The organism is Streptomyces sp. NPDC055287, from assembly GCF_053646035.1.
The window spans coordinates 92,547-105,724 of record NZ_JBSHNE010000004.1; the positions used below are offsets into that span (position 1 = coordinate 92,547).

Consider the following 13,178-nt stretch of genomic DNA (forward strand, 5'->3'; position numbering starts at 1 on the left):
GACCTCCGTACCATCCGGTCGGTACGTTCCCGGCACATCTCGGAGCCACCCCCTCCTCCGTCCCCGCACCCACCGGAGTGTGCAGCGCATGGACACGGCATCTTCCCCGCTCACGAGCACCACGACGGCCGCACCGGTCGCCGACCGCAACCGCCGCAAGGTGGCCACGGCGGCCGCCCTCGCCTCCGCCGTCGAGTGGTACGACTACTTCGTCTTCGGTATCGCCGCCGCCCTGGTCCTCGGCGACCTGTACTTCCCGTCGGGCAGCTCGTCGGCCGGCGTGCTCGCCGCCTTCGCGACCTTCGCCGTCGGCTTCCTCGCCCGCCCCGTCGGCGGTGTCATCGCCGGGCACTTCGGCGACAAGCACGGCCGCAAGCCGATGCTGGTGCTGGCCCTGACGATGATGGGCCTGGCCACCACCGGCATCGGCCTCCTGCCGACGTACGAGACCATCGGCATCGCCGCGCCCATCCTGCTCGTCCTGCTGCGCGTGTTCCAGGGCATCGCGGTCGGTGCCCAGTGGGGCGGCGCGATGCTGATGGCCACGGAGTACGCCCCCGAGGGCAAGCGCGGCCTGTACGGCAGCCTGGTCCAGCTCGGGGTTCCCATCGGTGTGGTCACGGCGAACACGGTGTTCCTCGTCGCGGGCGCCACGACCAGCGAGAGCGCGTTCGCCTCGTGGGGCTGGCGGGTGCCGTTCTTCGTCGGCGTGCTGGTGCTGGTGCTCGCCTGGTACATCCACACGCGGGTCGAGGAGACCCCGGCCTTCCGCGAGGCGGAGCGTGCGCTGGCCGAACAGGAGAAGGGCGCGGCGCGCTCTCCGCTCCGTACGATCCTGACGAAGCACCTCGGCACGGTCTTCCTGGCGGGCGGATCGTTCGCGGTCAACACCGCGACCTTCTACATCATCATCACCGGCGTCCTCGACTACGCGACCCGCGAACTGGAGATGGAGCGCAGCGCGGTCCTCACCGTGTCGTTGTGCGTCAGCCTCACGCAACTGGCACTGATCCCCGCGTCGGCCGCCCTCTCCGACCGCATCGGCCGGCTGCGCATCTACGCCCTGGGGGCGGTGGGGCTGCTGGTGTGGGCGGTTCCGATGTTCCTGCTCATCGACACGAAGTCGCTGCTGTGGCTGGCCGTCGGGACGTTCGTGACCAGCTGCTTCCTCAGCATCATGTACGGGCCGCAGGCGGCGCTGTTCGCGGAGCTGTTCACGGCGGAGATGCGGTACACGGGGGCGTCGCTCGGCTACCAGATCGCGGCCGTGTTCGGGGGCGGGCTGGCGCCGTTCATGATGGTGCTGCTGCTCGAGGCGACCGGTACGTCGATGGCGGTGTCGGCCTACATCATCGGCCTGGCGGTCATCGCCCTGATCTCGATCAAGATCCTGGCGAACCGGGCGGCGGCAGCGGCGGCTCCGGCCGAGGCCGAGTAGGGGCGGAGCCCTGCGGGAGGCCGCCCCGCCCATCCCATCCCGTCCCGCCCCGCCCCACCCCTTCCTGAACCGGGGCGAGCCCCCAGGCCCCCCGGACGCCCTTCGGGCGGGCCTTCGGACGCCGGAGGGGCTGGAATCGCCGCTCAAGGCTCGGTTGCTCGCGCAACGGAGCACTCCCGCTCAGCGGCACCACCCAGCCCCTCCGGCCACTGAGGAGCGGGGGTCTGGGGGCGGAGGCCCGGTCCGGGAACCCCGCACCCGCCGCGCCGCCCACTACCCCCTGACCGCCCCATCGCGTCCAGCGCGACATCCGCTTCCTCCAGCGCGTCGGCCCCCGCCTTCAGCGAGTACGGACCGCACGCCCAGGCCCCTACTTCCCGTACGCGTCCGCCCACCCGTCCGCCACTGCGTACGTCGGCACGCCCGGTGCGTCCGCCTCGCCGCGCGCCACCGCCCCCGCCACATCCACCGCGTGCCGCACAGCCGCCCGGAACAGCAACGAGCCCGTGCTGACCCTGGCCACTCCCAGCTCCGCCAGACGCGCGACCGTCAACCGGCCCGGTGCGTAAAGGATGTTGATCGGGGCTTTGTACTCCGCCGTCAGGGCGGCGATGACCGGCTCGTCCTGCAGCCCCGGCACGAACAAGCCGTCCGCGCCCGCCTCCCGGTAGGCGGACAGCCGCCGCGCCGTCTCGTCGACGTGGCCCGGCAGCCAGTAGGTGTCCGTGCGCGCGTTGACGAACAGAGTCGGCGCCGCCTCTTTCATGGCGCCGATCAGCTCCCGCTGGAGGGCCAGCGGCGCGAGCGTGCCGTCCGGGCGGCCGTCCTCGATGTTCACCCCGGCCACCCCCGCCCGTACGAGATCCACCGCCAGCGCGGCGACCCCGGCCGCGTCGGCGCCGAATCCGCCCTCGACGTCCACGGTGACCGGGACCGGCAGCCGCGCCAGCCCGCGGCCGAGGCGGAGCGTCTCCTCGCGCGCCGTGCCGGTCGCGTCCGGTTTGCCGGCGGCCGACGCGACGCCGAGGCTGGTCGTCCCGATCGCGGCGAAACCGGCCTCGGCGAGCGCGGCGGCGGAGGCGTGGTCCCAGGCGTTGGGGAGGACGAGCGGGCTGCCGGGGCGGTGGTGCAGGGCGCGGAAGGCGTCGTAACGGTCCTGATTCATGCGGTGGTCTCCTCCAGAAGTACGTCGAGTACGCCGCAGGCCAGTGCGAGGGCGTGCCGGGATCCGGGACACGGGCGGATGCCGTGGCCGAAGGGGGCGTCTGCGGACGCCAGGTCCAGGGGGACTTCGGTGCCCTCGGGGAGGGGCCGGCCGTGGAGCGCCGCCCCGGCGGCGGCGACGCGCCGGGTGCCGGGAACGGGCGGGGACAGACGGAGGGTGTCGGCCACCAAGTCGTCGACCGCACGGCCGGGTCGGCGGTCTGCGGACAGGGCCAGGGCCTTGACGATCAGGGCGGCGGTGGCGTCGCAGGTCTGCACGAGCAGGCCGATCCGGTTCGCGACGCTCTCCGGTTCGCCGTCCGGCAGCAGGCCGACCAGGGTGCGCACGCCCTCGTCCGCGCGCGCCATCAGCTCCGGCGTGGCCCCCGGCCGGTACGCCGCCGCCACCGCACGCGTCGCGGCGACGACCTCCCCGCGTGCGCCGAGGGAGGCGCCGAGAACGGCCACCGGGACAAAGGGCGCCTCGTCCGGCGCCGCGGTCCGCCGGGTCAGGACGGCGGCCGCTTCCCGCAGCCGCCGGGGGTCGAGGCGCCCCAACTCGCCCTCGGCGAGGGCCCGGCGCCGGGCGTGCACGGAACCGTTGCTGAAGCGGGCCACGGCGCCGCGCAGCCAGCGCATGGTTCCGGGTGCGCCGCCGGAGGGCGCTTCCGGCACGAGGAACCGGGGGTCGGAAAGCACGGCACGGGTGTCCGGTGCGGGCGTCGTCATGCCGCTGAACGTAACGCGGTGACGCTTCGGCCACCGCCGAACTGTGCGCGGGCGAGGCGGGAAGGGCCCCACAGGAGCCCGCCCGCTCCGCCACTCCCTACGCGCCCAGCGTCCCGCGCTCCACCCCCAGTACCTCGCCCAGCGCCAGCTCCCCGTCCCGGGTCACCTTCACCGCCCGCTCGGAGCCGATGCGTACGCACCACCCGGCATCCAGCGCGTGACGGCACAGCGCCGCTCCCGCCACTCCGGCCAGGTGCGGACGGCGTTCGGTCCAGTCGAGGCAGGACCGCACCAGGGGGCGTCGGCCCGTGCGTTCCAGGGTGATGCCCAGCGCGCCGAACCACCCCAGCCCCTCGTCCGTGAGGGCGAACCCCGCGTCCTGCCGCAGCAGGCCCCGCTGCGTCATCGCGTCGGTGATCACGATGCCGAGCCGCCCGGCGAGGTGGTCGTAACACGTGCGGCCCCGTGCCATCGCGCTGCTCGCACTCGCCGCCCGCAGCGAGCGGGGTGTATCGCTGCGCCCGCCGGGCGGTGGCGCCACCTGCGCGGCGAGGTCCTCGACCAGGGCGGCCGTCCCCGGGTCCGCGAGGCGGACGTACCGGTGCCTGCCCTGTCGTTCCTCGGTGAGCAGGCCGCCCCGGACGAGCTTGCCGAGGTGCTCGCTCGCGGTCGAAGCGGCCACCCCCGCGTGGCGCGCCAGTTCGCCGGCCGTCCAGGCCCGCCCGTCGAGCAGCGCCAGACAGAACGAGGCCCGGGTCTCGTCGGCGAGGAGCGCGGCGAGGGCCGCGAGCCGGCCCGCGGCGGATACCGGAGAGCGAAGGGACGTGGGAGGTGGACGAGACGTCACGCATGCCGGGGGGTCGTGTGCCATGGTGCCAGGATCCGTCAGTGATCCTGCGGCGTCTGCCGAACCGTCCTCAGCTGCTCGTACTGCAACGCCAACCCTTCGATCAGCGCCCGCAGCCCCGTCTCGAACGCGCCCTCGTCGACCTTCTGCCGCCGCTCCGCGAGCAGATGCGCCTGGCCCAGGTGCGGGTAGTCCGCCGGGTCGTACGCCGCTTCGTCGTCGACGAACCCGCTCGCGAACGAGCCGAGCGCCGAACCGGTGATGAAGTACCGCATCAGCGCCCCGATGTACGTCGCCTGGGCCGGCGGCCACCCCGCCCTGACCATCGCCCCGAACACGGCGTCGGCGACCCGCAGGCCGGCCGGGCGCCGCCCGGGTCCGCGCGCGAGCACCGGAACGATGTTGGGGTGCTCGGTGAGCGCCGCCCGGTAGGAGACGGCGTAGTCGTGCAGCGCCGTCCGCCAGTCGCGGCCGTCCGCCGGGTCGAACATCGTCAGGTCGACCTTGCTGCTCACCCCGTCGGCGACGGCGTCGAGGATCTCGTCCTTGTTGTGGAAGTGGTTGTAGAGGGACGGCCCGCTGACGCCGAGCACGGCCGCGAGCCGCCGCGTGGAGACCGCGTCGAGCCCTTCCGCGTCCACGAGCGCGCTCGCCGCCCCGACGATGCGGTCACGGCTGAGGAGGGGCTTGCGCGGTCGGGCCATGCGGCACATAGTAGGCCCGTCAACAAGAAACTAGCGGTGCTAATTAAAAGTGGGGTGCCGGGATGAATCTGGAGCTCAGCGAGGAGCAGTCCGCCGTGCGGCAGCTCGCCAAAAACTTCACCGACCGCGAGATCACTCCGCACGTCGTCGCGTGGGACCGGGCCGAGAGCGTCGACCGCGCGATCGTGAAGAAGCTCGGCGCGCTCGGCTTCCTCGGCCTGACGATCCCCGAGGAGTACGGAGGCTCCGGCGGCGACCACCTCGCGTACTGCCTCGTCACCGAGGAACTCGGCCGCGGCGACTCCTCGGTGCGCGGCATCGTGTCCGTCTCGCTCGGCCTGGTCGCCAAGACCGTCGCGCACTGGGGCACCGAGGAGCAGAAGCGGCAGTGGCTGCCCGGTCTCACCTCGGGCGAGCTGGTCGGCTGCTTCGGGCTCACCGAGCCCGGCACGGGCTCCGACGCGGGCAGCCTCACCACCCGCGCCGTACGGGACGGCGACGACTACGTCATCAACGGCTCCAAGATGTTCATCACCAACGGCACCTGGGCCGACGTCGTGCTGCTCTTCGCCCGCTCCACCGATGCCCCCGGCCACAAGGGCGTCTCCGCGTTCCTGGTCCCCACCGGCACCCCCGGCCTCACCCGCCGCGAGATCCACGGCAAGCTCGGCCTGCGCGGCCAGGCCACCGCGGAGCTCTTCCTGGCGGACGTACGGGTCCCCGTCTCCGCGATGCTGGCGCCCGAGGGCAAGGGTTTCTCGGTCGCCATGTCGGCGCTCGCCAAGGGGCGCATGTCGGTCGCGGCGGGGTGCGTGGGCATCGCCCAGGCCGCCCTCGACTCGGCGCTCACCTACGCCACCGAGCGCGAGCAGTTCGGCAAGACCATCGCGCGCCACCAGCTCGTGCAGGAACTGATCACCGACATCGCGGTGGACGTGGACGCGGCCCGCCTGCTGACCTGGCGCGTAGCCGACCTGATCGACCGCGGTCAGCCGTTCGTCACCGAGGCGTCCAAGGCGAAGCTCTTCGCCTCCGAGGCCGCCGTACGGGCCGCGAACAACGCCCTCCAGGTGTTCGGCGGCTACGGCTACATCGACGAGTACCCGGCCGGGAAACTGCTGCGCGACGCCCGCGTGATGACGCTGTACGAAGGCACCAGCCAGATCCAGAAGCTCGTCATCGGCCGTGCGCTCACCGGAGTCTCCGCGTTCTGAACCCGCTTGTGAGGGCCTGACTTAAGCTCCGTGGGATGACGACGACGAAGAAGCAGCGCTGTGCCGTCCTCGACGACTACCAGGGCGTGGCGCTGACCACCGCCGACTGGTCCCCCGTCAGCGGCGCGGTGGAAGTGACGTCGATGCGGCGGCACTTCACCGTCGAGGACGAGCTGGTCGCAGCGATCGGCGACTGCGAGATCGTCGTCGTGATGCGGGAGCGTACGCCCTTCACCGACACACTGTTCGCCCGGTTGCCCCGCCTCCGGCTGCTGATCACCTCGGGCATGCGCAACGCGTCCGTCGACCTCGACGCCGCCGCGCGGCACGGCGTCACGGTGTGCGGGACGACGAGCAACTCCGAGCCGCCCGTCGAGCTCACCTGGGCGCTGATCCTCGGGCTCGCCCGCCAAGTGGTCCCGGAGAACAACGCCCTGCGCGAGAACGGCCCCTGGCAGAGCACGGTCGGCACCGACCTGTACGGCCGCCGCCTGGGCCTGCTGGGTCTCGGAAAGACCGGGAGCAAGGTGGCCCGGATCGGCCAGGCCTTCGGCATGGACGTGATGGCCTGGAGCCAGAACCTGACGGCCGGGCGCGCCGACGCCGCGGGTGTCCGGCTCGCGGCCACCAAGGAGGAGCTGCTCGAGAGCAGTGACTTCGTCTCGGTCCATCTGGTACTCGGCGACCGGACCCGGGGACTGATCGGCCAGGACGAGCTGAAGCGGATGCGGCCCTCGGCGTACCTCGTCAACACCTCCCGCGCCGCCATCGTGGACCAGGCGGCACTCGCCCGGGCGCTGCGCGACGGGTGGATCGCCGGTGCCGGCGTGGACGTGTTCGACACGGAACCGCTGCCCGACGGGCACGCGTTCCGCTCGCTGCCGAACCTGCTCGCCACGCCGCACCTCGGCTATGTGACCCACCGCAACTACCGTGCCTACTACGAGCAGGCGGTGGAGGACATCGCCGCCTTCCTGGCGGGAAACCCGGTCCGGCGGCTGAGTATCTGAGGTAAGTACGCAAGCGGATGTGACGCGCGCCGCAGCCGTCCATGCTGTCGTCATGAGCGACACACCGGTAAAGCAGCAGAGCACGACGGCGTATTACGGTCAGGCGGTCGCCGCGTTCATGGTGGCCCTGGGAGCCGTGGGGCTCGGCATCCTCTACATGGACGCCGACCCCTGGGTGCGGGCCTTTCTCGGCATCGGCGTTTTGTACCTGGTGACCTCGGCCTTCACCCTCGCCAAGGTCATCAGGGACCGGCAGGAGGCCGGGCAGATCGTGAGCCGCGTCGACCAGGCCCGCCTGGAGAAGCTCCTCGCCGAGCACGACCCCTTCCAGAAGCTCTGAAAGCACCGAGCGAGCTCTAAGCGCTTGCTCACCTTCGGGGTATGGTGTTCGTTCCTGTCGGACGGAAGGGGCGAGTCATGAGTGCGGCGGACGAGATGACCGACGGCGTGGACATGCCGTGGGGCGAGGTCACCCCCGAGGCGGCCAGAAAGCTGCTGGTCGCCGCCGTCGAGGCGTTCGCCGAGCGTGGTTACCACGCGACCACGACCCGTGACATCGCGAGTCGCGCCGGGATGAGCCCGGCGGCGCTCTACATCCACTACAAGACGAAGGAAGAGCTCCTTCACCGGATCAGCCGCATCGGTCACGACAAGGCCCTGGAGATCCTCCGGGCCGCGGCGGACGGGCCGGGCTCGGCGGCCGAGCGGCTGGACGGTGCCGTGCGCTCCTTCGTCGTCTGGCACGCGGAACGGCACACCACGGCGCGCGTGGTCCAGTACGAGCTCGACGCGCTCAGTGACGAACACCGCGCCGAGATCATCGAACTGCGGCGCAGCAGCGACGCCGCCGTACGCCGCATCCTCAACGACGGCGTCAAGGCCGGGGAGTTCGACGTCCCGGACGTCCCCGGCACCACGCTCGCGGTGCTGTCGCTGTGCATTGACGTGGCGCGCTGGTTCAACGCCCAGGGGCGCAGGACGCCCGACGAGGTCGGCGAACTGTACTCCGACCTCGTCCTGCGGATGGTCGCCGCCCAGAAGTAGCGAACGGGGAGCGGCCGGCTCAGAAGTAGTAGCGGGACACCGACTCCGCCACGCACGCCGGCTTGTCGCCGCCCTCGCGCTCCACCGTGACGACGGCCGTCACCTGTACGCCGCCGCCCGCCTCGGTGACGTCCTTGAGCACCGCCGTCGCCCGCAGCCGGGAGTCGACCGGCACGGTGGACGGGAAGCGCACCTTGTTGCTGCCGTAGTTGATGCCCATCTTCATGCCCTCGACCCGCAGGATCTGCGGGACGAGCGCCGGCAGCAGCGACAGCGTCAGATAGCCGTGCGCGATCGTCGTGCCGAAGGGGCCCGCCGCGGCCTTCTCCGGGTCCACGTGGATCCACTGGTGGTCGCCGGTCGCCTCGGCGAACAGGTCGATCCGCTTCTGGTCGACCTCCAGCCACTCGCTGTGTCCCAACTGCTCGCCGACCCCGGCGCGCAGCTCCTCGGCGGAAGTGAAGATCCTCGGCTCTGCCATGTCCCGGCCCCTGCCTCTCGTGCGGCTGCCCATTCGAGTACTCACGCGCTGTCTAAGCGCTTGCTCAGCATGGTTCGGCTCCTGTGTTCTGTCAACGGATGCCCAGTAGGGTTCGAGGAGTGCCGCAGATACCAGAGAAGATCCACGAGCTCACGGTCGGCCAGCTGTCCGCGCGCAGCGGCGCCGCCGTGTCCGCCCTCCACTTCTACGAGTCCAAGGGTCTGATCAGCAGCCGCAGGACCGCGGGCAACCAGCGGCGCTACGGCCGTGACGCGCTGCGCCGTGTCGCCTTCGTGCGCGCGGCCCAGCGCGTCGGCATCCCGCTCGCCACGATCCGCGACGCCCTGGCCGAACTTCCGGAGGAGCGCACGCCGAACCACGAGGACTGGGCGCGGCTGTCGGAGGCGTGGCGCTCCGAACTGGACGAGCGCATCAAGCAGCTCGGCCGGCTCCGCGACCACCTCACGGACTGCATCGGCTGCGGCTGCCTGTCACTGGAGACCTGCGTACTGTCCAACCCGGACGACGTCTTCGGTGAACGCATGACCGGTTCCCGTCTGCTCCCCGAAAGCCGCGGCGCGAACGGCGGGGCGAAGCGGAGCGTCTGAACTGCGGCAGGGCCGAGCCCTGCGGCGGACAGGGGCAGCGGCAGCGGCGCGGGCGGCGCCGGCGACGCGAAGGCGCGGCGGCCGGTGGGGCGCCGCGCCCTCGCGCGCTCACGCCACCGACGCCAGTTCCCTGCGCCGTACCCTCTTGGACTCCGCCAGCGCCTCGGGCGTCAGAACGGGCTGCGGCACCAGAATGCCGCAGCCCGTGCAGACCGGCCCGAACCACGGCTCGTGCGCCAGCTCCTGCTTCCAGACGATCCCGCTCTCCGCGCACACCGGGCAGTTGACCCCGGGTCCGGACTCCAGTGCGGAGATCAACCGACGCAGTACGTCGCCGAGCGGCGCCACCGGATGGACCGCCGGATCGTCGCACCAGGCCACTCCGCACCCTCCCCAGGTGCGGCGGTGCCAGTCGTCGAAGGAGCCGGGACGCCGCAGCCCGTCGTGCTTCTCGCGCTTGCGGCGCCGGGCGAACTCCACTTCGTATGCGAGCCAGACGGCCCGCGCCTCCTCCAGTTCGTCGAGCGCGGCCACCAGCCGCGCCGGATCGGGCGCTCTGTCCTCCGGTTCGATCCTGTGCCTGGAGCACAGATGGTCCCAAGTCGCCCGGTGCCCATAAGGGGCAAACCGTTCCAGGCATTTGCGCAGCGAATACCGCCGCAGTGCCAGGTCGCACCGCGGGTCGCGCACCTGTCTCGCAAGACTCCGGAAACCGGCCATTGCACTTGCCACCTCCGTCGCTGGTACTTCGGCGTCACAGAGTGGACGTACGGGTGCCCCATTCGGCTCCATCGAAAATCGAATGGACCTTATCAGTGGGGATTTCGAAAAGGTGACGCATGCTCACTTTCCGGCCGCCGCGTACCGCCAGTAACCTCCGTCGCACCGGCCTCCCCCAAGGAGCACACGCATGCGACGACGACGTACCGGTTCCGCCCAGCACAGAACTGCGTTGGCAGCAGTGGCAATCGCGCTCGCCGCGGCTCTGCTGTCCCCTCTGCCGCAGGCCACGGCTGCCGCCGGCCCGGTGGCTGCCCAGGACCCCGCCCCCGTCACGGACCACTGCGAAAGCCAGTGCGACGACATCCTGCCGCCCGGTCAGAACGGCAACGCCACCCTCGCCGAAATCCTCGCCCACCGCGTTCTCGGCACCCGCCCGGCGCACAGTTCCGACCAGATAGCGAAGTACGACGCTCTCGTCGCGGGCCACCAGGGCCTCACCGACGACAAACTGACCGACTTCTTCAACGACGGTTCCTTCGGCGTACCCGAGGACCAGGTCCGGTCGGTGATCCGCCCCCGCGACGACGTCACGATCACCCGTGACAAGGCGACCGGCGTCCCCCACATCAAGGGCACCACCCGCTATGGCACCGAGTTCGGCGCCGGTTACGCGGCGGGCCAGGACCGGCTCTGGCTGATGGACCTCTTCCGCCACATCGGCCGCGGCGAGCTGACCTCCTTCGCGGGCGGGGCCCTCGCCAACCAGGGCCTGGAGCAGCAGTTCTGGCCGCAGGCCCCGTACACCGAGGAGGACCTCCAGGCCCAGGTCGAGCGGATACGCACCACCAAGGGCGAGCGTGGCGAGCAGGCGATGGCGGACGCCCAGGCGTACGTCGACGGCATCAACTCCTACCGCGAAAAGGCCAAGAAGGGCCGCTACTTCCCCGGCGAGTACGTCCTCACCGGCAAGGTCGACGCGATCACCAACATCGGGGAGATCAAGCCCTTCAAGGTGACCGACCTGATCGCGCTCGCCTCCGTCGTCGGTGGCCTGTTCGGCGGCGGAGGTGGCGGCGAGGTGCAGTCCGCGATCTCACTGCTCGCCGCTCAGCAGAAGTACGGCGTCGCGGAAGGCACCAGGGTCTGGGAGTCCTTCCGCCAGCGCAACGACCCCGAGGCCGTCCTCACCGTCCACGACGGCACGTCGTTCCCGTACGCCGGCAAGCCCGAGAACCCGCGCGGCGCGGCCATGCCCGACCGGGGCTCCGTGACACCCGAGCAGCTCGTGTACGACCGCGAGGGCGCCGCGGAGACCGCCAGGGCCGGCGAAAAGGACCCGGTGAAGGCGCCGAAGAGGCTCAGGCCGCTCCAGGGCATGTACGACGACGGGGTGCTGCCCGGCGCCGACTTCACCAAGAAGCGCGGCATGTCCAACGCCCTGGTGGTCTCCGGCGAGCACACCGCGAGCGGAAACCCGGTAGCCGTCTTCGGCCCCCAGACCGGTTACTTCGCGCCGCAGCTCCTCATGCTCCAGGAGCTCCAGGGCCCCGGCATCAGCGCCCGCGGCGCCTCCTTCGCCGGCGTCGGCATGTACGTGCAACTGGGCCGCGGCCAGGACTACGCCTGGTCGGCCACCTCCGCCGGACAGGACATCACCGACACGTACGCGGTGGAACTGTGCGAGCCGGGCGGCTCCGCGCCCTCGAAGGCGTCGTCCCACTACCTCTTCCGGGGCGCCTGCACCCCCATGGAGAAGCTGGAGAAGCGCAACGCCTGGAAGCCGACGCTCGCCGACTCCACGGCGGCCGGCTCGTACCGCATGCAGGTCTGGCGCACGAAGTACGGCACGGTCACCCACCGCGCCACCGTCGGCGGCAAGCCCGTCGCGTACACCTCGCTGCGCTCCACCTACCGGCACGAGGCCGACTCGATCATCGGCTTCCAGATGTTCAACGACCCTTCGTACGTGAAGGACGCCAAGTCCTTCCAGAAGGCGGCCGAGAACATCGACTACGCCTTCAACTGGTTCTACGCCGACTCGCGCACCGCCGCGTACTACAACAGCGGCATGAACCCGGTGCGCGCCGAGGGCGTCGACGCCTCGCTGCCGGTGAAGGCGGAAAAGGCCAACGAATGGCGGGACTTCGACCCGGCGTTCAACACCGCCGCCTACACCCCGCCCGCGCAGCACCCGCAGACCGCCGGCCAGGACTACTACATCTCCTGGAACAACAAGCAGGCGAAGGACTTCACCGCGGCCGGCTTCGGCAACGGCTCCGTACACCGGGGCAACCTCCTCGACGACCGGGTCAAGGAGCTCGTCGCCGACGGCGGCGTCACCCGCGCCTCGCTGACCCGGGCCATGGCCGAGGCGGCCGTCACAGATCTGCGCGGCGAGGACGTCCTGCCGGAGCTCCTCAAGGTGCTGCGCACGAAGCCCGTCACCGACCCGGACGTGGCCAGGGGCGTCCAGCAGCTGGAGTCGTGGCGCTCCGCCGGGGCCCAGCGCAAGGAGACGGCGCAGGGCTCGCGGACCTACACCCACCCCGACGCGGTGCGGATCATGGACGCCTGGTGGCCGCTGCTCGTCGAGGCCCAGTTCAGGCCGGGCCTCGGTGACGAGCTCTACGGCGAACTCACCAGGAACCTCACCACCGACGAGGCACCGTCGGCCGGGCACGGCCCGACCGGGGCCCACGCGGGCTCCGCCTTCCAGTACGGCTGGTGGAGTTACGTCGACAAGGACCTGCGCAAGATCCTGGGGCAGCGGGTCGAGGGACCGCTGGCGCAGACGTACTGCGGCGAGGGCGATCTGTCCGCCTGCCGTGACACCCTGCTCACGACGCTGAAGCAGGCCGTCGCCAAGCCCGCGACAGTGGTGTACCCCGGCGACGACAGCTGCAAGGCGGGCGAGCAGTGGTGTGCCGACTCGATCGTCCACCGCGCGGTGGGCGGACTCACGCACCCCGCGATGCACTGGCAGAACCGCCCGACCTACCAGATGGTCGTCGAGTACCCGTCGCACCGCTGACGGGGCGTCCGCACACGCCGAACAAACCGGACGTCGCCGCTGAACGGGAATCCCCGGGGGCGGCGGCCGCCCCGGGTGCCCGGGTAAAGCCCTAAACCCGGCGGTAGGGGGCGCACCGCGCGGGGTGGCGGCGCCCAGCGCCCACC

The 13,178-nt window shown here is 71.4% G+C and carries 13 protein-coding genes; 7 read left to right on the plus strand and 6 right to left on the minus strand.

Annotated elements, in window-relative coordinates; all coding sequences use genetic code 11:
- Window positions 1–88 precede the first annotated feature (88 nt).
- The gene (locus tag ACWIHY_RS08430; RefSeq protein WP_454374865.1) at window positions 89–1,438 is read left to right on the plus strand and encodes an MFS transporter; all 1,350 of its coding nucleotides are present in this window, start codon (window positions 89–91) and stop codon (window positions 1,436–1,438) included.
- Between the two features lie 370 nt (window positions 1,439–1,808).
- Here the strand turns inward: ACWIHY_RS08430 and ACWIHY_RS08435 are convergent, their stop codons facing one another.
- The 4 genes from ACWIHY_RS08435 to ACWIHY_RS08450 form a co-directional block, all read right to left on the minus strand.
- On the minus strand, window positions 1,809–2,603 hold the full coding sequence (locus tag ACWIHY_RS08435; protein ID WP_454374866.1) for an isocitrate lyase/PEP mutase family protein: 795 nt from the start codon (window positions 2,601–2,603) through the stop codon (window positions 1,809–1,811).
- Window positions 2,600–3,370 carry a hypothetical protein gene (locus tag ACWIHY_RS08440; RefSeq protein WP_454374867.1) on the minus strand — a complete coding sequence of 257 codons (771 nt, stop codon included), beginning with the start codon at window positions 3,368–3,370 and terminating at the stop codon, window positions 2,600–2,602. The genes ACWIHY_RS08435 and ACWIHY_RS08440 overlap by 4 nt, the downstream gene beginning before the upstream one ends.
- 97 nt (window positions 3,371–3,467) lie before the next feature.
- Window positions 3,468–4,241, minus strand: coding sequence for an ArsR/SmtB family transcription factor (locus ACWIHY_RS08445; RefSeq protein WP_454374868.1), 774 nt, complete (start codon window positions 4,239–4,241; stop codon window positions 3,468–3,470).
- Window positions 4,242–4,255: 14 nt separating this feature from the next.
- Window positions 4,256–4,921: a TetR/AcrR family transcriptional regulator gene (locus ACWIHY_RS08450; protein WP_454374869.1), complete on the minus strand. Its 666-nt coding sequence runs from the start codon at window positions 4,919–4,921 to the stop codon at window positions 4,256–4,258.
- A gap of 62 nt (window positions 4,922–4,983) precedes the next feature.
- Between ACWIHY_RS08450 and ACWIHY_RS08455 the strand changes: the two genes are divergently transcribed.
- From ACWIHY_RS08455 to ACWIHY_RS08470, 4 genes are all read left to right on the plus strand, one after another.
- Entirely contained in the window at window positions 4,984–6,135 is a 1,152-nt protein-coding gene (locus tag ACWIHY_RS08455; protein WP_454374870.1) for an acyl-CoA dehydrogenase family protein, read from the plus strand.
- A gap of 35 nt (window positions 6,136–6,170) precedes the next feature.
- Window positions 6,171–7,145 carry a D-2-hydroxyacid dehydrogenase family protein gene (locus ACWIHY_RS08460; RefSeq protein ID WP_454374871.1) on the plus strand — a complete coding sequence of 325 codons (975 nt, stop codon included), beginning with the start codon at window positions 6,171–6,173 and terminating at the stop codon, window positions 7,143–7,145.
- Window positions 7,146–7,197: 52 nt separating this feature from the next.
- Window positions 7,198–7,485 (plus strand): YiaA/YiaB family inner membrane protein, encoded by a 288-nt coding sequence (locus ACWIHY_RS08465; protein ID WP_454374872.1) that lies wholly within the window; start codon window positions 7,198–7,200, stop codon window positions 7,483–7,485.
- 77 nt (window positions 7,486–7,562) lie between these two features.
- Window positions 7,563–8,189 (plus strand): TetR/AcrR family transcriptional regulator, encoded by a 627-nt coding sequence (locus ACWIHY_RS08470; protein WP_454374873.1) that lies wholly within the window; start codon window positions 7,563–7,565, stop codon window positions 8,187–8,189.
- A 19-nt stretch (window positions 8,190–8,208) separates the two neighbouring features.
- Here the strand turns inward: ACWIHY_RS08470 and ACWIHY_RS08475 are convergent, their stop codons facing one another.
- On the minus strand, window positions 8,209–8,670 hold the full coding sequence (locus ACWIHY_RS08475; RefSeq protein ID WP_454374874.1) for a MaoC family dehydratase: 462 nt from the start codon (window positions 8,668–8,670) through the stop codon (window positions 8,209–8,211).
- Between the two features lie 119 nt (window positions 8,671–8,789).
- On the opposite strand from ACWIHY_RS08475, the gene soxR reads away from it, so the two are divergent.
- On the plus strand, window positions 8,790–9,278 hold the full coding sequence (soxR, locus tag ACWIHY_RS08480; RefSeq protein WP_454374875.1) for a redox-sensitive transcriptional activator SoxR: 489 nt from the start codon (window positions 8,790–8,792) through the stop codon (window positions 9,276–9,278).
- A gap of 108 nt (window positions 9,279–9,386) precedes the next feature.
- Here the strand turns inward: soxR and ACWIHY_RS08485 are convergent, their stop codons facing one another.
- The gene (locus ACWIHY_RS08485; protein WP_454374876.1) at window positions 9,387–9,998 is read right to left on the minus strand and encodes a hypothetical protein; all 612 of its coding nucleotides are present in this window, start codon (window positions 9,996–9,998) and stop codon (window positions 9,387–9,389) included.
- Between the two features lie 190 nt (window positions 9,999–10,188).
- Between ACWIHY_RS08485 and ACWIHY_RS08490 the strand changes: the two genes are divergently transcribed.
- A complete protein-coding gene (locus ACWIHY_RS08490) occupies window positions 10,189–13,032 on the plus strand; it encodes a penicillin acylase family protein (protein ID WP_454374877.1) in 2,844 nt (947 codons plus the stop codon).
- Window positions 13,033–13,178 lie beyond the last annotated feature (146 nt).